The sequence below is a fragment of the Kribbella sp. NPDC058245 genome (assembly GCF_042882005.1).
In the GTDB taxonomy this organism is placed as follows: domain Bacteria; phylum Actinomycetota; class Actinomycetes; order Propionibacteriales; family Kribbellaceae; genus Kribbella.
Map to the genome: position 1 here is coordinate 393,503 of NZ_JBHVWY010000001.1, position 19,577 is coordinate 413,079.

Annotated in this window: 16 protein-coding genes; 12 read left to right on the plus strand and 4 right to left on the minus strand. The window is 67.5% G+C overall.

Going from position 1 to position 19,577, the window contains the following annotated elements; genetic code table 11:
• From nuoF to ACFVWG_RS01890, 10 genes are all read left to right on the plus strand, one after another.
• Positions 1-1,302, plus strand: coding sequence for an NADH-quinone oxidoreductase subunit NuoF (nuoF, locus tag ACFVWG_RS01845; protein WP_391541226.1), 1,302 nt, complete (start codon positions 1-3; stop codon positions 1,300-1,302).
• On the plus strand, positions 1,299-3,710 hold the full coding sequence (locus tag ACFVWG_RS01850; RefSeq protein WP_391541227.1) for an NADH-quinone oxidoreductase subunit G: 2,412 nt from the start codon (positions 1,299-1,301) through the stop codon (positions 3,708-3,710). Before nuoF ends, ACFVWG_RS01850 begins: the two co-directional genes overlap by 4 nt.
• The gene (gene nuoH, locus ACFVWG_RS01855) at positions 3,707-5,032 is read left to right on the plus strand and encodes an NADH-quinone oxidoreductase subunit NuoH (protein WP_391541228.1); all 1,326 of its coding nucleotides are present in this window, start codon (positions 3,707-3,709) and stop codon (positions 5,030-5,032) included. Before ACFVWG_RS01850 ends, nuoH begins: the two co-directional genes overlap by 4 nt.
• On the plus strand, positions 5,025-5,579 hold the full coding sequence (nuoI, locus tag ACFVWG_RS01860; RefSeq protein WP_391541229.1) for an NADH-quinone oxidoreductase subunit NuoI: 555 nt from the start codon (positions 5,025-5,027) through the stop codon (positions 5,577-5,579). The genes nuoH and nuoI overlap by 8 nt, the downstream gene beginning before the upstream one ends.
• Positions 5,580-5,584: 5 nt before the next feature.
• Positions 5,585-6,421 carry an NADH-quinone oxidoreductase subunit J gene (locus ACFVWG_RS01865; RefSeq protein ID WP_391541230.1) on the plus strand — a complete coding sequence of 279 codons (837 nt, stop codon included), beginning with the start codon at positions 5,585-5,587 and terminating at the stop codon, positions 6,419-6,421.
• Positions 6,418-6,717, plus strand: coding sequence for an NADH-quinone oxidoreductase subunit NuoK (gene nuoK / locus ACFVWG_RS01870; protein ID WP_132411663.1), 300 nt, complete (start codon positions 6,418-6,420; stop codon positions 6,715-6,717). The genes ACFVWG_RS01865 and nuoK overlap by 4 nt, the downstream gene beginning before the upstream one ends.
• 12 nt (positions 6,718-6,729) lie before the next feature.
• The gene (gene nuoL, locus ACFVWG_RS01875; protein WP_391541231.1) at positions 6,730-8,598 is read left to right on the plus strand and encodes an NADH-quinone oxidoreductase subunit L; all 1,869 of its coding nucleotides are present in this window, start codon (positions 6,730-6,732) and stop codon (positions 8,596-8,598) included.
• Complete coding sequence (locus tag ACFVWG_RS01880) at positions 8,595-10,118, plus strand: NADH-quinone oxidoreductase subunit M (RefSeq protein ID WP_391541232.1); 1,524 nt, start codon at positions 8,595-8,597, stop codon at positions 10,116-10,118. The genes nuoL and ACFVWG_RS01880 overlap by 4 nt, the downstream gene beginning before the upstream one ends.
• 65 nt (positions 10,119-10,183) lie before the next feature.
• Positions 10,184-11,704: an NADH-quinone oxidoreductase subunit NuoN gene (gene nuoN, locus ACFVWG_RS01885; protein WP_391541533.1), complete on the plus strand. Its 1,521-nt coding sequence runs from the start codon at positions 10,184-10,186 to the stop codon at positions 11,702-11,704.
• On the plus strand, positions 11,701-12,726 hold the full coding sequence (locus ACFVWG_RS01890) for a polyprenyl synthetase family protein (RefSeq protein ID WP_391541233.1): 1,026 nt from the start codon (positions 11,701-11,703) through the stop codon (positions 12,724-12,726). The genes nuoN and ACFVWG_RS01890 overlap by 4 nt, the downstream gene beginning before the upstream one ends.
• Before the next feature lie 804 nt (positions 12,727-13,530).
• On the opposite strand, the gene rarD is transcribed toward ACFVWG_RS01890, so the two are convergent.
• Complete coding sequence (gene rarD / locus ACFVWG_RS01895) at positions 13,531-14,448, minus strand: EamA family transporter RarD (RefSeq protein WP_391541234.1); 918 nt, start codon at positions 14,446-14,448, stop codon at positions 13,531-13,533.
• Between the two features lie 131 nt (positions 14,449-14,579).
• Here rarD and ACFVWG_RS01900 point away from each other — a divergent pair, with 131 nt between their 5' ends.
• Positions 14,580-15,332 carry a sugar phosphate isomerase/epimerase family protein gene (locus tag ACFVWG_RS01900; RefSeq protein WP_391541235.1) on the plus strand — a complete coding sequence of 251 codons (753 nt, stop codon included), beginning with the start codon at positions 14,580-14,582 and terminating at the stop codon, positions 15,330-15,332.
• On the opposite strand, the gene ACFVWG_RS01905 is transcribed toward ACFVWG_RS01900, so the two are convergent.
• Entirely contained in the window at positions 15,329-16,765 is a 1,437-nt protein-coding gene (locus tag ACFVWG_RS01905) for a hypothetical protein (protein WP_391541236.1), read from the minus strand. The genes ACFVWG_RS01900 and ACFVWG_RS01905 overlap by 4 nt on opposite strands.
• Positions 16,762-17,265 carry a SigE family RNA polymerase sigma factor gene (locus ACFVWG_RS01910; RefSeq protein ID WP_391541237.1) on the minus strand — a complete coding sequence of 168 codons (504 nt, stop codon included), beginning with the start codon at positions 17,263-17,265 and terminating at the stop codon, positions 16,762-16,764. Before ACFVWG_RS01910 ends, ACFVWG_RS01905 begins: the two co-directional genes overlap by 4 nt.
• Before the next feature lie 188 nt (positions 17,266-17,453).
• On the opposite strand from ACFVWG_RS01910, the gene ACFVWG_RS01915 reads away from it, so the two are divergent.
• Entirely contained in the window at positions 17,454-18,215 is a 762-nt protein-coding gene (locus ACFVWG_RS01915) for a D-Ala-D-Ala carboxypeptidase family metallohydrolase (protein WP_391541238.1), read from the plus strand.
• Between the two features lie 95 nt (positions 18,216-18,310).
• Here ACFVWG_RS01915 and ACFVWG_RS01920 read toward each other — a convergent pair whose 3' ends face one another.
• Entirely contained in the window at positions 18,311-19,558 is a 1,248-nt protein-coding gene (locus ACFVWG_RS01920) for a DUF445 domain-containing protein (RefSeq protein ID WP_391541239.1), read from the minus strand.
• Positions 19,559-19,577 lie beyond the last annotated feature (19 nt).

Sequence of the window (19,577 nt, forward strand, 5' to 3'; positions counted from 1 at the left end):
ATGCTGACCCCGGTACTGTCCGACAACTGGGACCAGATCAACGCGTGGCAGCTCTCGTCGTACCAGCGCACCGGTGGGTACGACGCCCTCCGTACGGCGCTGGCGATGCAGCCGGCCGACGTGGTCACCGCCGTCAAGGACTCCGGTCTGCGCGGCCGTGGCGGCGCGGGCTTCCCGACCGGGATGAAGTGGTCGTTCATCCCACAGGACAACCCGAAGCCGAAGTACCTCGTGGTGAACGCCGACGAGTCCGAGCCGGGTACCTGCAAGGACATCCCGCTGATGATGGCCTCGCCGCACACGCTGGTCGAGGGCGTCATCATCGCGTCGTACGCGATCCGCGCGAGCACCGCGTTCATCTATGTCCGCGGTGAGGTTCTGCACGTGATCCGCCGGCTGCAGCAGGCCGTTCAGGAGGCCAAGGACGCCGGCTTCATCGGCACGAACATCCTGGGCACCGGCTACGACCTCGACGTCATCGTGCACGCCGGCGCCGGCGCCTACATCTGTGGCGAGGAGACGGCACTGCTCGACTCGCTGGAAGGACGGCGCGGTCAACCTCGGCTGCGTCCTCCGTTCCCGGCGGTCGCCGGTCTGTACGGGTGCCCCACTGTCATCAACAACGTGGAGTCCATCGCATCTGTTCCCGCCATCATCAAGAACGGCGCGGACTGGTTCTCTTCGATGGGCACCGAGAAGTCCAAGGGCATGACGCTGTACTCGCTGTCCGGGCACGTCACCCGCCCGGGTCAGTACGAGGCGCCGATGGGGATCACCCTGCGGCAGCTGATCGACCTGGCCGGCGGTGTCCGTGAAGGGCACGAGCTGAAGTTCTGGACCCCGGGTGGGTCCTCGACGCCGCTGCTGACCGCCGAGCACCTCGACGTCCCGCTGGACTACGAGGGTGTCGGTTCGGTCGGCTCGATGCTCGGTACCAAGGCGCTGCAGATCTTCGACGAGACCGTGTGCGTGGTCCGCGCCGTACTGCGCTGGACCGAGTTCTACAAGCACGAGTCCTGTGGAAAGTGCACCCCGTGCCGTGAGGGCACCTGGTGGCTGGTGCAGATCCTCGAGCGGCTCGAGCACGGCCAGGGCAGCGAAGAGGACCTGGTGACTCTGCTCGACCTGAGCGAGAACATCACCGGCCGCTCGTTCTGCGCACTGGCCGACGGTGCGACCGCGCCGATCACCAGCTCGATCCAGCACTTCAAGGACGAGTACCTGGCGCACTTCACCCATGGCGGCTGCCCGTTCGACCCGATGGCAAGCACTGTCTTCGCGACTGCTGGAGCTAGCGCATGACGATCCAAGCGAACCCGCCGGCTGGAGCCGAGGTGGAGCGGACCGACCTGATCACCGTCACCATCGACGACATCGAGGTCAAGGTTCCGAAGAACACCCTGCTGATCCGGGCGGCCGAGCAGATCGGGATCCAGATCCCGCGCTTCTGCGACCACCCGCTGCTCGACCCGGTCGGTGCCTGCCGGCAGTGCCTGGTCGAGATCACCGACGCCGGCAACGGCCGCGGGATGCCGAAGCCGCAGGCCTCCTGCACGATCACCGTCGCCGACGGCATGGTGGTCCGCACGCAGGTGAGCTCGCCGGTCGCGGACAAGGCTCAGCACGGCCAGATGGAATTCCTGCTGATCAACCACCCGCTGGACTGCCCGGTCTGCGACAAGGGCGGCGAGTGCCCCCTGCAGAACCAGGCGATGTCGAACGGCCGGGGCGAGACCCGCTTCCACGAGATCAAGCGGACCTACCCCAAGCCGATCAACATCTCGTCCGAGGTACTGCTCGACCGCGAGCGCTGCATCCTCTGCGCGCGCTGCACCCGGTTCTCCGAGCAGATCGCCGGTGACCCGTTCATCGCGCTGATCGAGCGCGGTGCGCTGCAGCAGGTCGGTATCTACGAGAAGGAGCCCTTCGAGAGCTACTTCTCCGGCAACACCATCCAGATCTGCCCGGTGGGTGCGCTGACCAGCGCGGCGTACCGGTTCCGGTCGCGGCCGTTCGACCTCGTCTCGGTGCCCTCGGTGGCCGAGCACGATGCGTCGGGTGCCGCGATCCGCGTCGACTACCGGCGCGGCAAGGTGATGCGCCGGCTGGCCGGCGACGACCCGCAGGTCAACGAGGAGTGGATCTCGGACAAGGACCGGTTCGCGTTCAACTACGCGAGCACCGGTGACCGGCTGACCCACCCGATGATCCGCGAGGACGGCGAGCTGCGGCCCGCGTCGTGGCCGGAGGCGCTGACCTTCGCCGCGGAGAAGCTCACCGCGGCGCGCGGCAACGCCGCCGTACTGACTGGTGGCCGGCTGACCCTCGAGGACGCCTACGCGTACTCGAAGTTCGCCCGGGTCGCCCTCGGCACCAACGACATCGACTTCCGGGCCCGCCCGCACTCCGCCGAGGAGGCCGACTTCCTGGCCGCCGCGGTGGCCGGCACCGGCCTCGGTACGACGTTCGCCGACCTCGAGAACGCGGGGTCCGTGCTGTTCGCCGGGTTCGAGCCGGAAGAGGAATCGCCGTCGGTGTTCCTGCGGCTGCGCAAGGCCGTCAAGGCCCACGGCACCAAGGTGTTCACGGTCGCCGCCTTCGCCTCGCGCGGAGTCGAGAAGCTGGGCGGCATCGTCGTACCGGCTGAGCCCGGCACCGAGGCCGCCGTACTGTCCGGCCTGAGCGCCAACGTCAAGGGTGCACTTGGTGCGGACTCGGTGATCATTGTCGGCGAGCGGCTCGCGAGCGTTCCGGGTGCTTACTCGGCCGCGCTTCGGCTGGCGCTCGACACCGGCGCGCAGCTGGTCTGGATCCCGCGTCGTGCGGGTGACCGTGGTGCGCTCGACGCCGGTTGCCTTCCGGGCCTGCTGCCCGGTGGCCGCCTGGTCTCCGACCCGCAGGCGCGGGTCGACCTGCAGGCCGCCTGGGGCGTCGAGGGCTTGCCGTCGGCAACGGGTAAGGACCTGACCGAGATCATCGCCTCGGCATCGTCGCTGGGTGCGCTGGTGGTGGCGGGTGTCGAGATCGACGACCTGCCCGATCCGGCTGCTGCGCTTGCTGCACTGGCTGCGGCGCCGTTCGTGGTCAGCTTCGAGGTCCGCAACTCGCAGGTGACCGAGCACGCCGACGTCGTCTTCCCGGTGGTTCCGCCGGCGGAGAAGGACGGCACCTTCGTGAACTGGGAGGGTCGCGAGCGGCCGTTCCCGGTCGTGCTCAAGGTGCCCGCCGCGATGCCGGATGTCCGCGCCCTGGCCGCACTGGCCCAGGAGATGGACACCACGCTCGGGTTCACCACGCCGGCCGGCGCCAAGCGCGAGTACGACGAGCTCGGCCGCTGGGACGGCGACCGCGCCCAGCAGCCGACGTACCAGGCCGGTCCGGCGCTGGGTGCGTTCGACTCCACCCGCCTGGCGACCTGGCGGATGCTGATCGACGACAGCCGCGCCTGCGACGGCGAGCCGCACCTGACCGCGACCGCGCGCAAGCCGGTCGCCCGGGTCTCGGCCACGACCGCACACCGCGTCGGCCTCGCCGACGGTGACGAGCTGGTGGTCAGCACCGACGCCGGATCCGTCCGGCTCCCGGTCGCGATCACCCCGATGACCGACAACGTGGTGTGGCTGCCGAGCAACTCGGCCGACTCGCACGTCCGTCGTTCACTGCACGCCGATCACGGTTCGATCGTGACGATCGCCGGAGGGAACGCATGACCTTCATTCCGCTGGCCGCGCCCCCGGACGCGGGCGTGGGGCATGACCCGTGGTGGGTGATCGGCCTCAAGGTGCTGATCATCTTCGTGCTGCTGGTCCTGCTGACGCTGTTCAACATCTGGTGGGAACGCCGGGTGGTGGCGCGGATGCAGCACCGGGTCGGACCGAACGTGCACGGACCCTTCGGTCTGCTGCAGTCGCTCGCCGACGGTGTGAAGCTGATGCTCAAGGAAGACCTGATGCCGAAGGGCGTCGACCGGTTCGTCTTCGTCCTGGCGCCGGTGCTCACCGCCGTACCGGCCTTCCTGACCTTCGCCGTGATCCCGTTCGGGCCGACGGTGAAGATCCCGTTCACCGACACCTACACGCGCCTGCAGCTGACGGACCTGCCGGTGTCGGTGCTCTACGTGATGGCGATCGCCTCGATCGGCATCTACGGCATCGTGCTCGGCGGCTGGTCGTCCAACTCGACGTACTCGCTGCTCGGTGGTCTGCGCTCCAGCGCCCAGATGATCTCCTACGAGGTCGGCATGGGCCTGGCGCTGGTCACGGTGTTCCTCTTCGCCGGCTCGATGTCCACCTCGGAGATCGTCGCGGCGCAGAGCACCCACCAGACGGTGAACCTGTTCGGCGTCGACATCCCGATCCCCGGCTGGTACGCGTTCCTGCTCTTCCCGTCGTTCGTGATCTACGTGGTCTCGATGATCGGTGAGACGAACCGGGCGCCGTTCGACCTGCCCGAGGCCGAGGGCGAGCTGGTCGCGGGCTTCCTGACCGAGTACTCCTCGATCAAGTACGCGATGTTCTTCCTGGCCGAGTACATCAACATGGCGACCGTCTCGGCGCTGGCCACCACGCTGTTCCTCGGCGGCTGGCAGGCACCGTGGCCGATCTCGCTGTGGGACGGCGCGAACTCCGGCTACTGGCCGGTGCTGTGGTTCTTCGGCAAGCTGATGAGCTTCATCTTCTTCTACATCTGGTTGCGCGGAACGCTGCCGCGACTGCGCTACGACCAGTTCATGAAGCTGGGCTGGAAGATCCTGATCCCGGTCTCGCTGGGCTGGATCCTGCTCGTCGCCACCGTCCGCGCGGTCGGCCGCGAGGCCTCGACACCGCGGACCTGGCTGCTGGTCGCGGCCGGGATCGCGGTCGCGCTCGCGCTGATCTCGATGCTCTTCCCGGGCAAGAAGACCGACCAGACCACCGAGGTTGCCGAGGGCAAGGAGTTCGACGCCTTCGCCGGCGGGTTCCCGGTGCCACCACCGATCGTCGATACCGCGAGCGAGACAGACAGTCGTAGCAAGGAAGGCAGCCGTGGCTAGCGTCAAAGAAGCTCTCTGGGACCCGGTAGCCGGGTTCGGGGTCACCTTCCGGACGATGTTCCGCAAGGTGTTCACCGAGGAGTACCCGTTCGAGAAGAAGCCGACCGCACCGCGCTTCCACGGCCGGCACCAGCTGAACCGCTGGCCGGACGGTCTGGAGAAGTGCATCGGCTGCGAGCTGTGCGCCTGGGCCTGCCCGGCCGACGCGATCTACGTCGAGGGCGCGGACAACGTCGACGGCGACGATTCGGCACGCTTCTCGCCCGGCGAGCGGTACGGCCGCGTCTACCAGATCAACTACCTGCGCTGCATCCTCTGTGGACTGTGCATCGAGGCGTGCCCGACCCGGGCGCTGACGATGACCAACGAGTACGAGCTGGCCGACACCAGCCGCGCCTCGCTGATCTACGAGAAGAAGGACCTGCTGGCCCCGATGCTTCCGGGCATGCAGGAGCCCCCGCACGCGATGCAGCTCGGTACCACCGACAAGGACTACTACCGCGGCCTGACCGGCGCGGCAGCGACCGACGGCGGTGACGCCAAGTGATTCCGATGGTCGTCGGTTCCCAGGTCGCGTTCTGGCTGCTCGCACCGGTGATGGTGCTGGCCGCGATCGCGATGGTGCTGGTCCGCAAGGCCGTGCACTCCGCGCTGCTGCTGGCCACGGTGATGATCTGCCTGGCAGTCCAGTACGCCGCTCAGGACGCTCCGTTCCTGTTCGCCGTACAGATCATCGTCTACACCGGCGCGATCCTGATGCTGTTCCTGTTCGTGCTGATGCTGGTCGGTGTCGACGCGTCCGACTCCCTGGTGGAGACGATTCGCGGACAGCGGCTGCTCGCCGGGATCGCGTTCCTCGGCTTCGGCATCCTGATCGTCGCCGCGGTCGGCAACGGCATCTACGGCAACCCGATCGGCCTGGCCGACGCGCAGCCGGACGGCAACCCCAAGGGCATCGCGCAACTGCTGTTCGGCAAGTACGTGTTCGCCTTCGAGGTCACCTCGGCGCTGCTGATCACCGCGGCACTCGGCGCGATGATGCTCGCGCACCGGGAGCGGCTGACCAAGAAGCGCACCCAGCGCGACCACGCCGAGGAGCGGATCCGCAAGTACGCCGAGCAGGGGATCCACCCGGGTCCGCTGCCGACTCCCGGCGTACTGGCTCGGCACAACGCCGTCGACACGCCGGCTTTGCTGCCGGACGGATCGATCGCACCCACCTCGGTTTCGCGCGTCCTGCAGGCTCGTGGCACCGTGTTCCCCGAAGCTGAGGAGCGCGCGGAGATCAACACCGTGCTCGAGATCAGCGAAGGCGATCCCGGCGACAAGGTCCGTTCCGATGCCGAGAGCACCGACCAGACCGGATTCGGCAAGGAGGAGAAGCTGTGAGCACCGAGCCGTACATCGTGCTTGCCGCGATCTTGTTCAGTATCGGCGCACTGGGTGTGCTGGTCCGCCGGAACGCGATCGTCGTGTTCATGTGTGTCGAGCTGATGCTGAACGCGGCCAACCTGGCGTTCGTCAGCTTCGCCCGCCAGCACGGCAACCTCGACGGCCAGATCGCCGCCTTCTTCGTGATGGTGGTGGCCGCGGCCGAGGTCGTGATCGGCCTGGCGATCATCATGGCCATCTTCCGCACCCGTCGTTCGGCCTCGGTCGACGACGCCAACCTGCTCAAGTACTGAGGTCTGAAACCGATGAGTCATGAGCTGACGTGGCTGCTGGTCGCGATTCCGGCGGTGTCCGCGGCGATCCTGCTGCTGGGTGGCAAGGCCACCAACAAGTGGGGTCACCTGCTCGGCACCGCGGCGTCGCTGGCCTCGTTCGTCTGCGGTGTCCTGCTGTTCGTCCAGATGCAGGGGCTGGCCGGCGAAGAGCGGTCCGAGACGGTTCGCCTGTTCGAGTGGTTCACGGTCGGGAACGTGAAGGTCGACTTCACGCTGCTGATCGACCCGCTCTCGATCCTCTTCGTGCTGCTGATCACCGGTGTGGGCTCACTGATCCACATCTACTCGATCGGCTACATGGAGCACGACGCCCGGCGGCGCCGGTTCTTCGCCTACCTGAACCTGTTCATCGCGGCGATGTTGCTGCTGGTGCTGGCGGCGGACTACCTGCTGGTCTTCGTCGGCTGGGAGGGCGTCGGTCTGGCGTCGTACCTGCTGATCGGGTTCTGGCAGCACAAGAACTCGGCCGCGGTCGCCGCGAAGAAGGCGTTCGTGGTGAACCGGGTCGGTGACATCGGCCTCTCGCTCGCGGTGATGAGCATGTGGGCCTTGTTCGGCTCCTCGGCCTTCGCGACGGTGAACGCCGGTGCCGAGGGCATGTCGAGCACCTGGGCCACGCTGGTCGGCCTGATGCTGCTGCTGGCCGCCTGCGGCAAGTCCGCACAGGTGCCGCTGCAGTCCTGGCTGCTGGACGCGATGGAGGGCCCGACCCCGGTGTCGGCGCTCATCCACGCGGCGACCATGGTGACCGCGGGCGTCTACCTGGTGGTCCGGTCGCACGCGATCTTCGAGATGTCGGAGGCGGCCTCGACCGCCGTCGTCATCGTCGGTACGGTCACGGCGCTGGCCGGTGCGATCATCGGTACCGCCAAGGACGACATCAAGAAGGCGCTCGCCGGTTCGACGATGAGTCAGATCGGCTACATGATGCTCGCCGCGGGCCTCGGCCCGGCCGGGTACGTGTTCGCGATCTTCCACCTGATCACGCACGGCTTCTTCAAGGCCAACATGTTCCTCGGCGCCGGTTCCGTCATGCACGGGATGAACGACGACGTGAACATGCGCCACTACGGCGCCCTGCGGACGCCGATGAAGATCACCTTCGTGACGTTCGCCTTCGGCTACCTGGCGATCCTCGGGATCCCGCCGTTCGCGGGCTTCTTCTCCAAGGACAAGATCATCGAGGCGGCGTTCGCGCACAACACGGTGATCGGTCTCTGCGCGCTGCTCGGTGCGGGCATCACGGCGTTCTACATGACGCGGGTGATGCTGATGACCTTCTTCGGCAAGAAGCGCTGGGAGAAGGACGTGCACCCGCACGAGTCGCCGAAGGTGATGACGATCCCGCTGATCATCCTGGCCGCGCTCTCGCTGGGTGGTGGCGCGCTCTACTTCGCCGGGCACTGGATCGAGCACTGGCTCGAGCCGATCGTCGGGGCCGAAGAGGAGCACCCGCCGCTGCCGGCGCTGGTGATGACGCTGATCACCCTCGCGGTGGTTGCCGTCGGCATCGTGATCGCCGTCGCGAAGTACCGCAGCGACATCCCGCGCGAGGCCCCGGCCGGTTCGCCGCTGACGGTCCTCGCCCGGCGTGACCTGTACGGCGACGCTCTCAACGAGGCGGTCTTGATGCGTCCGGGCCAGTACCTCACCCGGACGCTGGTCTGGCTCGACAACCGCGGCGTGGACGGCCTGGTGAACGGGCTGGCCGCACTGTTCGGTGGGCTGTCCGGCCGGCTCCGCCGGTTCCAGACGGGCTTCGTCCGTTCGTACGCACTCAGCATGGTCTTCGGCGCCGCATTCGTGGTCGTCGCCCTCCTCGCGGTGAGGTTGTCGTGAAAATCGGTTGGCTGACCCTCTTACTGCTGCTGCCCTTCGTGGGCGCCCTGGCCACCATGCTGGTGCCCAAGGCGAAGGCACTGCTGTCCAAGCAGGTGGCCCTCGGCTTCTCGCTGGTGACGCTGGTGCTGACGGCGATCGTTGCCGTCGGCTACCACCAGAACGGTGCCGGGAAGTACAACGAGACGCACACCTGGATCAAGGCCTTCGGCGCGAACTACGCCCTCGGCCTCGACGGTGTCGGCATCGTGCTGGTGGTCCTCACCGCGCTGCTGACCCCGATCGTGCTGATCGCCTCCTGGAACGACGCCGACAAGGGCCGCTGGTCGGAGAAGTCCTTCTTCGCCTGGATCCTGGCCCTCGAGGCACTGTCGATCGGTGTCTTCTCGGCGACCGACGTGTTCCTCTTCTACGTGCTGTTCGAGGCCACGCTGATCCCGATGTACTTCCTGATCGGTGGCTTCGGCGGTCCGCAGCGTTCCTACGCCGCGGTGAAGTTCCTGCTCTACTCGCTGCTCGGCGGTCTGCTGATGCTGGCCTCGGTGGTCGGCCTGTACGTGATCTCCGCGCGCGCCGGCGACCCGTCGTACCTGCTCAGCGACCTGATCAAGCTCGACATCGGCCAGAACACCGAGCGGTGGCTGTTCCTCGGCTTCTTCTTCGCCTTCGCGGTGAAGGCGCCGATGGTGCCGTTCCACACCTGGCTGCCGGACGCCGCCGGTGAGGCGACGCCGGGCACCTCGGTGCTGCTGGTCGGCATCCTGGACAAGATCGGCACCTTCGGGATGATCCGGTTCTGCCTGGGCCTGTTCCCGAACGCGTCCGAGTGGGCCACCCCGGTGGTCCTGGTGCTGGCACTGATCTCGGTCCTGTACGGCGCCCTGGTGGCGATCGGCCAGACCGACATCAAGCGGCTGATCGCCTACACGTCGATCTCGCACTTCGGCTTCATCGTGATGGGTATCTTCGCGCTGACGTCGCAAGGCCTGACCGGGTCGACGCTGTACATGTTCAACCACGGTCTCTCCACCGCGGCGCTGTTCCTGGTCGCCGGGTACCTGATCTCCCGGCGCGGGTCCGCGCGGATCGCCGACTACGGCGGGGTCGAGAAGGTCGCCCCGGTGCTGGCCGGAACGTTCCTGTTCGCAGGTCTGTCCAGCCTGGCGCTACCCGGTCTGTCGCCGTTCATCTCCGAGTTCATGGTGCTGGCCGGAACGTTCAGCAAGCACAAGGTGATCGCGGTGATCGCGGTCGTCGGCATCGTGCTGGCAGCGCTCTACATCCTGCTGATGTACCAACGCACGATGACCGGACCGGTGCGGGACGGCATCGAGAAGCTCAAGGACCTGAACAAGCGGGAGATCCTCGCGATCGCTCCGCTCGTGATCCTGATCATCGGCCTCGGTATCTTCCCGAAGCCGATCGTCGACATCATCAAACCCGCGGTCGAGTCGACCATGCAGCGTGTCGGTGTCACCGACAAGGCTCCGGAGATCCCCGTGACGGAGGGACAGAAGTGATCGGCCTGATCCTGCCGGCGGCAGACTTCGTCGCGCCGAAGATCGAGTACGGCGAGCTCGCACCAATGCTCGTGGTGTTCGGCGCGGCCTGTGTCGGCGTCATCGCCGAGGCGTTCCTGCCGCGGCCGCTGCGGCACGCGGCGCAGCTGGCGATCACCGTGGTGGCGCTGCTGGCCGCCGGGGTGCTGACCGGGTTCCTGGTCAACGACAACAAGGAACTGATCGCGGCCCAGGGCGCCATCTCGGTCGACGGCCCGGCGCTGTTCACCTGGCTGATTCTGCTGGCGCTGACGCTGATCAGCGTGCTGCTGTTCGCCGAGCGCTCACTCGACGGTGGGCTCTCCGCGTTCGCGAGCCAGGCGGCCGCCGTACCGGGGTCCGAGGCCGAGCGTGAGGGCACGGCGGCCCGGATCGAGCACACCGAGATCTTCCCGCTGACCCTGTTCGCGGTCGGCGGCATGATGCTGTTCGCGTCGGCCAACGACCTGTTGGTGCTGTTCGTCGCACTCGAGGTCTTCTCGCTGCCGCTGTACCTGCTGTGTGGGCTGGCGCGTCGTCGCCGGCTGATCTCGCAGGAAGCCGCGATGAAGTACTTCCTGCTCGGGGCGTTCGCCTCCGCGTTCCTGCTGTTCGGGATCGCGCTGCTCTACGGGTACGCCGGAACGATGTCGCTCGGCGGGATCGCGGACGCGCTGGCCAAGGACACCGGCTCGGAGTCCATCCTGCTGGCCGGTACCGGTCTGATCGGGGTCGGCCTGCTGTTCAAGGTCGGCGCCGTACCGTTCCACTCCTGGACGCCGGACGTGTACCAGGGTGCGCCGACGCCGGTCACCGGGTTCATGGCGGCCTGCACCAAGATCGCCGCATTTATCGGCCTGATGCGCGTCTTCTACGTTGCACTCGGCGGCACCCGCTGGGACTGGGCGCCGATGATGTGGATCGTCGCGATCCTCACCATGGTGGTCGGTTCGATCGTCGCGATCACCCAGACCGACGTGAAGCGGATGCTGGCCTACTCGTCGATCGCGCACGCGGGCTTCCTGCTGACCGCGTTCGTCGGCCTGGCCCAGGCCGGGAACGGTGTCCACAACGGCATCACCTCGACCCAGGCGGTGCTGTTCTACCTGGTCTCCTACGGCTTCCCGACGATCGGCGCCTTCGCGGTCGTCACGCTGGTCCGCGACGCGGGTGGCGAGGCCACCCACCTGTCGCGGTGGGCAGGGCTCGGCAAGAAGTCGCCGCTGCTGGCCGGGATCTTCGCGTTCTTCCTGCTCTCCTTCGCCGGTATCCCGCTGACCGCGGGCTTCACCGGCAAGTGGGCGGTCTTCAGCGCGGCCTGGACGGGTGGGGCGTGGCCGTTGGTCGTCGTCGCCGTCCTGTCCAGCCTGGTCGCCGCGTTCTTCTACGTCCGCGTGATCGTGCTGATGTTCTTCTCGGATCTGCCGGCCGACGCGCCCGACGTGGCGCTGCCCGGCTGGCAGACCACGACCGCGGTCGCTCTCGGTCTCGCCGCCACTGTGGTTCTCGGACTGGTCCCCGGACCGGTGCTCGACCTGGCGGCCCGCGCGGGTGAGTTCATCCGTTGAGTCCGACCCCGCCGCTGCCGGCCGAGAGCCTGGGCTTCGCGTTCGCCGATGAGGCGCTCGAAGCCCGGGTCCGCGCTGGGCTGGAGGCTGTCGAACAGGCGCTGCGCGACTCCACCGAGTCCGAGGCGCCGTTCGTCACCGCCGCCGCCCAGCACGTCATGGTTGCCGGCGGCAAGCGGTTCCGGCCGCTGCTGGTCCTGATCGGGTCCGAGTTCGGTCCATCGCCGGCTTCGGCAGAGGTGGTGAAGGCCGCCGTGGTGGTCGAGTTGACCCACGTGGCGACCCTGCACCACGACGACGTGATGGACGAGGCCGCGCTCCGGCGCGGCTCGGCCACCGCGAACGCGCGCTGGGACAACTCGGTCGCGATCCTGTCCGGCGACTGGCTGTTCGCCCGCGCCTCGGACCTGGTTGCCGACCTGGGACCGGACGCCGTACGGATCCAGGCCCGTACCTTCGGCCGCCTGGTCGAGGGCCAGATTCGTGAGACGCTCGGGGTCGGCGAAGGCCAGGACCCGCTCAAGCACTACCTCTCGGTCATCGCCGACAAGACCGGCTCGCTGATCGCGACCTCCGCCCTCTTCGGCGCCCGCTTCGCCGGAGCCTCCGAAGACGTCCAGGAATCCCTGCGCGCCTTCGGCGAAGAGATCGGCATCGCCTTCCAGCTCGCCGACGATATCCTCGACATCGCCGGTGACTCCGGCCAGTCCGGCAAGACCCCCGGTACCGACCTGCGCGAAGGCGTCCCCACCCTCCCGGTGCTGATCTTCCGCGCCCAGGCCGACCCCTCGAACCCCGACGACGCCAGGTTGTTGGAGCTCCTCGACTCGGACCTGTCCGACGACGCCCGTCTGACCGAGACGCTGGACCTCCTCCGCGCCAACCCCGCCTTCACCCAGGCCGAGGACGACGTCCGCCGCCGAGCCGCCGACGCCCGCAAACTCCTCGCGTCCCTCCCCGAAGGCCCCGCCCGCCAAGCCCTCGACTCCCTCTGCGACCTAGTAGTAACCCGCTCCGTCTAGGGCGTGTCTCTTAACTCCCCGCCTACTGCGCTGCACCCGAGCCCGCCGTACCGCCTCGGGGCTATTTGAACCACAGACGAGGGGTCCGCGCGACTCTAGGGTGCCCCCGAGCGCCCAAGCCCGCCGTACCACGCCGCGCCATTTGAACGGATCTCCCCTGAATGTGCTGGTTCTCCCCTCAAAATTTGAGGGGAGAAGGGTCCAGTTCAACGGAGATCCCGTCAAATGGCGGGTGGCTCGGCGCCGGGCGTGGTCCTCCAATCCGCGAGCGCCCCACCCGGAGGGCCGCTCCGTGCGCAGCCGCGGGTGGTCGACCTTGAGCACCGCTCAGTCGTTCCTGGGTTCGAAACGTGGTTGACGGGTGCACAAGGTCAGCTGGTACGGCGACCTTGTGCACGGCTCAACCGTTTGTGGGCGTGTTCGGTGTTGACGGGTGCTCAAGGTCAGCGGGTACGGCGACTTTGTGCACGGCTCAACCGTTTGCGGACGCGTTATGTGGTCGATGGGTGCTCAAGGTCAGCGGGTACGGCGACTTTGTGCACGGCTCGACCGTTTGTGGGCGCGTTGGGTGGTTGGTGGGTGCTCAAGGTCAGCGGGTACGGCGACTTTGTGCACGGCTCGACCGTTTGTGGGCGCGTTGGGTGGTTGGTGGGTGCTCAAGGTGGTGGGGGCGACTTTGGGCACCGTTCAGTCACGTCTGACCGCTGAATGCGGTTGGTGGGTGCTCAAGGTGGGTGGGGGGACGGTCTTGTGGGGTTAGCGGTTTTGGCGAGGCGCTTGGCGGTGACCGCCTCGCCGGAGAGGTCAAGCCGCCGAGGTCGCCAGGGCTGCGCGCTCGAGGGCGATCGAGCGGCGGCGCCGGTTCAGGCTGTCGAAGGTGAAGAGTGAGAGCGCGAGCCAGACCAGGCCGAAGCCGGCCCAGCGCATCGGCGACATGTGCTCGTGGAAGAGCGTGACGCCGCAGATGAACTGCAGGATGGGCGCGATGTAGTTCAGCAGGCCGAGCGTCGTCAGCGAGGTCCGGGTCGCGGCAGCGCCGAAGAACAGCAGCGGTACGGCGGTCAGCGGGCCGGTCAGTAGCACCAGCACGAAGTACCCGGCGCCGTGATGCGTGACGGTCGACTGGCCTTGCGCACCCAGTACGGCGATCGCCGCGACCGCCAGCGGTACGACGGTCGCCGACTCGACCGCCATCCCCTCGATGGCACCCGCGTCGGCCTTCTTCTTGATGAGTCCGTAGAAGCCCCACGAGAACGTGAGCAGGATCGCGATCCACGGCGGTCGCCCGTTCTCGATGGCCAGGCCCAGAACCGCGATGAACGCGATCGCCAGCGCGATCCACTGCAGTGGCCGCAGTCGTTCCTTCAGGACGACGACACCGAGGAACACCGCGAACAACGGGGTGATGAAGTAGCCGAGCGACGTCTCCACCACATGACCGTGGATCACGCCCCAGATGTACGTCCCCCAGTTCACCGAGATCAGCAGCGCGGCACCCATCAGCGCCCAGCGCTTGCGCGGTTGCCGGAGCAATTCCTTCACGGCGCCGAACTTCCGCAGTACGGCGACCAGGGCCGCGATCGTGAGCAGTGACCAGACCACGCGATGCGCGAGCAGTTCGATCGCGCCGGACTTGTCGAGGAGCCGCCAGTAGATCGGGAACAGGCCCCACATCAGATAGGCGACGAACCCGTAGATGAACCCTTTTCGCTGATCCGGCACGTTCTGCACTCTAAGTCCGAATGTCAGTGGCATCCAAGAGCTTTGCTCATGACTTGAGACGGTGACCGGGATCGCGTGGGCGCCGCTGGCCCGATGAGGTTGGATAGAGGTGTGAACCTGAGGAGGCACCTGTGGGTGTGAGGACCGGTCTGGTCTCGGTGACGTTCCGCCAGTTGCCGGCCGAAGAGGTGGTGGAGGTCGCGGCACGAGCGGGCCTGAAGGCGATCGAATGGGGTGGCGACATCCACGTCCCGCTCGGTGACCTGGTCGCCGCCCGGCGGGTGAAGAACCTGACCGAGCTGCACGGCCTGGAGACCGTCGCCTACGGCTCCTACCTGCGTGCCGGCGCCGCCGACCGCGAGCAGATGCGCGCCACCGTCGCCACCGCCGAGGCCCTCGGCGCCGCCCGCATCCGCGTCTGGGCCGGCACAGTCGGTACGGCGGAAGCCGGCGTCGGTGATCGCATGGCCGTGACCCGCGGTCTCGCCGAACTGTCGGACGTGGCCGCGAGTTCGGGCATCGAGGTCGCCCTCGAGTTCCACCGCAACACGCTCACCGACGAGGTCGACTCCACGATCACCCTGCTGATGGACGTCGGCGCCCCCAACCTCACGACGTACTGGCAACCCCCGGTCGGCATGGACGACGACGAGTGCCTGGAGCAGCTGGATGCGTTGCTGCCCTGGCTGACCACCGTCCACGTCTTCTCGTGGGACCCCGACGGCACCCGCCGCCCCCTGGCTACCAGGGAGCGGCTGTGGCGCCAGGTCCTCGCCAAGCTCGCGGCAGACCCCCGCGAGCTCAACGCGCTGCTCGAGTTCGTCCCCGACAACGACCCCGAGCAGCTCGTCAAAGACGCCGCCGACCTGCACGCCTGGCTCTAGTCCGGCAGATAGATTGCAATCACCAGCGTGCCGCCGGTCGGCTTGCCCTCGGTGAGAAACATCGAGGCCTTGGTGGTCGGCCCGGCCGCGATTGGTGTGCTGGCGAGGCCCAGGTCATCGCCGCTGTTGGCCGCGATTCCCATGCCGCCGGCTGTTGCGGTGCCTACTTGTGCATCGACGGTGTAGGGCCCGGCCTTTCCGAGGCTGGTTCCGCCGTACGCGAGCACGAAGGGCCGGTCGGCCGGAGTATCGATCTCGACGCGCTTCGCCGGGCCTGGGGCGGACTTGACCGTGTCGAGGCGGTAGGTGATGCCGCCGACCTCGATCTGTTCGTCGAGGCTGACTCCGCCCACTACTCGTTTCGGTCCCTGAGCGTAGACGCCGAGGGCGAGATAGCCGTCGGTGGGGAGCGGCGGGCTCTTCTGGTCCGTCGGAATCAGCTGCGCCACCACCTCGACCTCCTGCCCAACCGGCGCCCGATCTTCGCCGGCGACCGTGTCCGAGGTCCCCGCATCGAGCGAACGGGCAGTGCAGGTCATCTCCGTGGCGAGCTTGCCGTTGAACTTGATCTGGATCATGTACGGGGCATTCCCGTTCACCGGGCCGTTGTTGGCGGTGCAGAACGGACGGAGCTTCAATTGTGATCCGTCGGACGTGAACTTGAACCGCAACTCGTTGCTGCCACGCTCAGCGACGCCTGCGCCCAGCAGCGTGTCGCCACCGATCTTCTTCCGATAGAAGATGCCGTTCTGCTGAAAGTCGTCCGGGCCTGGTGCCGGGGCGACTGCGCCACCGACACGCGACGCCTCGGTGGTCGAGTAGATGCCGACCCGGATCGGCTCGATCGCCTTCTGGGGTTTCCCGCTCACCGACTCGACCACCTCGGCGGAGACCGTGGTCGCCTTGCCGAGCGGGGTGGTCAGCCAGAGTGCGGAGTCGGGCAAGAAGACTCCGAGTGCAGTGGTACTGGACTCGTTGGCGACGTCCTGACAGCCTGTGTTCCCGGCGTAGAAGCCGCCGACCGTGATCCGGACCTCCGTGGGGGCCGTGAACCCGACGTCGTCGCAGTTCACGTAGACGGCGATCTTGTCCGTGGTCGGCGTCCAGGCGAAGGAAAACTTGCTCTGGCCGGGGTCGGCGATCCATGCCTTGAGCAACTTGTCGCCGTTGACCATGCCAGGGACCGTTTGGCCGTTCTTGGTGTAGTCCTGCGGGATCTCGTCGGCCGGATCAGGGGTCGACGTGTTGATGACGCCGGGGACGATCGCGACGGCCAGGGCTGCCAGGGCTGCTACCGAGGCGACAGCGGTCGCCGTACGGCGTTGTTTGGTACGGCGGATCTTGTCCCGGACGCCGGGGAGGAGGTCGGGCTGGCGGTCGGCGGCTTCGTCGGCGCGGGTGGTGAGCTCGTCGCGCAGGTTTTGGAGGTTCATCGCGGGGTCTCCTGGGTGGCAGGGGCGCCGGAGAGGAGGGCGGGGTCCAGGCGGAGTTTCGCTACTGCCTTGCTGGCTTGGCTTTTGACGGTGCCGACCGTGGTACCGAGGAGGCGGGCCGTTTCGGCCTCGGTCAGGTCCTCGTAGTAGCGCAGGACGATCACGGCGCGCTGGCGGCGGGGGAGCCGTTGCAGTGCTTCCCAGAGGTCGCCCTGGTACTCGGGTCCGGAGGTCGAACCGGTCTCGGGGAGTTCGTCGCTGGGGATCTCGTGGTGCCAGCGGCGGCGCCACCAGGACGAGTACGTGTTCACCATGATCTTGCGGACGTACGGCTCGGGGTTGTCACCTTCGATCCGGGACCAGGCGAACCAGGCCTTGGCGAGGGCGGTCTGCACCAGGTCCTCGGCCAGCGCGTGGTCGTGGGTGAGCAGGTACGCCGTCCGCAGCAATCTGCCGGAGCGGGCAGCGACGAAGGCGTCGAATCCCTCGCTAGCGGTCACCGGCGGCCCCGTTTCTCCGGCACGCGGAGTCAGCGCGCTGTGCTTGATGGTCACATCTTGCCTGACCAGGTGTCCCCGGGATTTGGTTGCCTGTTCGGCGCAAAGTTTCTAGTTGGGCCTAGGCAACGGGCAGATGTTGCCGCCATGCTGTCGGGCAGACAAGTCCCTTCACCGCCCCGGAGGTTGTCATGTCCCAACTGATCGGCCGTCCGCTCCCGCGGATCGCCGCCCTGCTTCTCCTGTTCGCCGCGATGCTCACGACGACCGTCGTCGCCCAGATCGTCAACCCCACCGCCGCCCACGCCGACGGCTGCTACACCTGGGGCCGCTCACTCGCCCAGGGGGCGACCGGTGCGGACGTGACCCAGCTACAGATCCGCGTCGCCGGATACCCCGGGTACGGCGGCCACCTCGCGACCGACGGCGACTTCGGGCCGGCCACGAAGGCCGCCGTACAGAGGTTCCAATCGGCGTACGGGCTGACGGCGGACGGGATCGCCGGACCGGCGACGTTCAGCAAGCTCTACGCGCTGCAGGACGACGACTGCACCCCGATCCACTTCACGTACGCCGAGCTCGACGACGGGTGCGGCGGATCCGGGTACGACGGTGGTCCGCTCGGCGAGGCGGCCACCAAGGCCAACGCCCTGCAGACCATGTGGCAGCTCGAAGCGATGCGGCACGCCCTCGGCGACCAGCCCATGAACATCACCAGCGGCTTCCGCAGTACGCCATGCAACAACTCCGTCGGCGGTGCCAGCAACAGCCAGCACCTGTATGGTCGCGCGGCCGACCTGGTCGGCTCCCAGTCCCTCTGCACGCTGGCCAAACAAGCCCGCAACCACGGCTTCGGCGGCATCTTCGGCCCGGGCTACCCCGGCCACGACGACCACACCCACGTCGACATCCGCGCCTCCAACGTCTGGGACGCCCCCAACTGCGGGATCTGACCCATTTCGCTGGTTAGCCAGGCAAATCAGGGGTTCTGCACCGTGGTTAAGGGTGTAGAACCCCCAAGGTCGGTGCCTAGCCAGGCAAATGGGGGTCAGAGGAGTTGGCTGACCGTGTGAATGAGTAGACCGACGAGTGCACCGACGATGGTGCCGTTGATCCGGATGAACTGCAGGTCGCGACCGACGTGCAGTTCGATCCGGGCCGACGCCTCGCGGCCGTCCCAGCGGGCGATCGTGTCGGAGATGACCGAGACGATCTCGGTGCCGTAGGTCCGTACGACGTAGCTGACGGCCTCGGTGGCGCGGTCGTCGACCTTGCCGCGCAGGACGTCGTCGGTCTGCAGCCGCTGACCCAGATCCTGGATCACCTTCACACCGCGGACGCGGAGCGTGCTGGCGGGGTCCTGGATCGAGTCGATGAGTGCCGTACGCAACGAATCCCAGACCGCGGTCAGGCTGGAGCCCATGTCGGGGTGGGTGAGCATCCGGGCCTTGAAGGCCTCGAACCGTGCCATCGTCTCGGGGTCGTTCTGCAGGTCGATCGCGAGCTTGCGCAGCAGCCGGTCGACGGCTTGCCGCGCCGCATGATCCTGGTTGTCCCGTACGTCGGCCAGCCACGCCAGCGCCTCGCGATGAATCCGGTCGACCACCAGCCGATCGACCCACATCGGTGACCACCGCGGTGCCCGCGGGCCGACCACGTCGCTGAGGAGTTCGCGGTTGTCGCTCAGCCAGTCGTACGCCTCGATCATCAGCAGATCGAACAGCGCGTGATGCGCCCCGTCGTCGACGACCGACTCGAGGAAGTGCCCCGCGATCGGGCTCAGCGGCTCCTTGACGAACCGCGGCAGCAGCGACCCGCGGACGAAGGCGGTCACATCGTCGTCCCCGAGCTTCGGCAGCGCGGCCCCGATCGTCCGCGCACCCTCGGCGACGATCCGCTCGGCGTGATTACCCGCGGCCAGCCATTCGCCGGCCCGGCGGCTCACGTCGGCCGACTTCATCTTCTCCGCCACGACCTCCTCGGAGAGGAAGTTCTCGGTGACGAACTGCTCCAGGCTCTCGGCCAGCGTGTCCTTGCGCGTCGGCACGATTGCGGTGTGCGGAATCGGCAGCCCGAGCGGATGCCGGAACAACGCCGTCACCGCGAACCAGTCCGCCAGCGCACCGACCATCGCCGCCTCGGACGCCGCGTTGACGTACGCCCATCCGCCGTCGCGGTGCAGCGTGACCACGTAAATCACCGCGGCCAGCACCAGCAACGACAACGCGACCAGTCGCATCTGTCGCAGCCCACGGCGCCGTACGAGGTCGGCGGCGCCCAACGTCACTGTTGCCATACTCCGATCCAACCAGGTG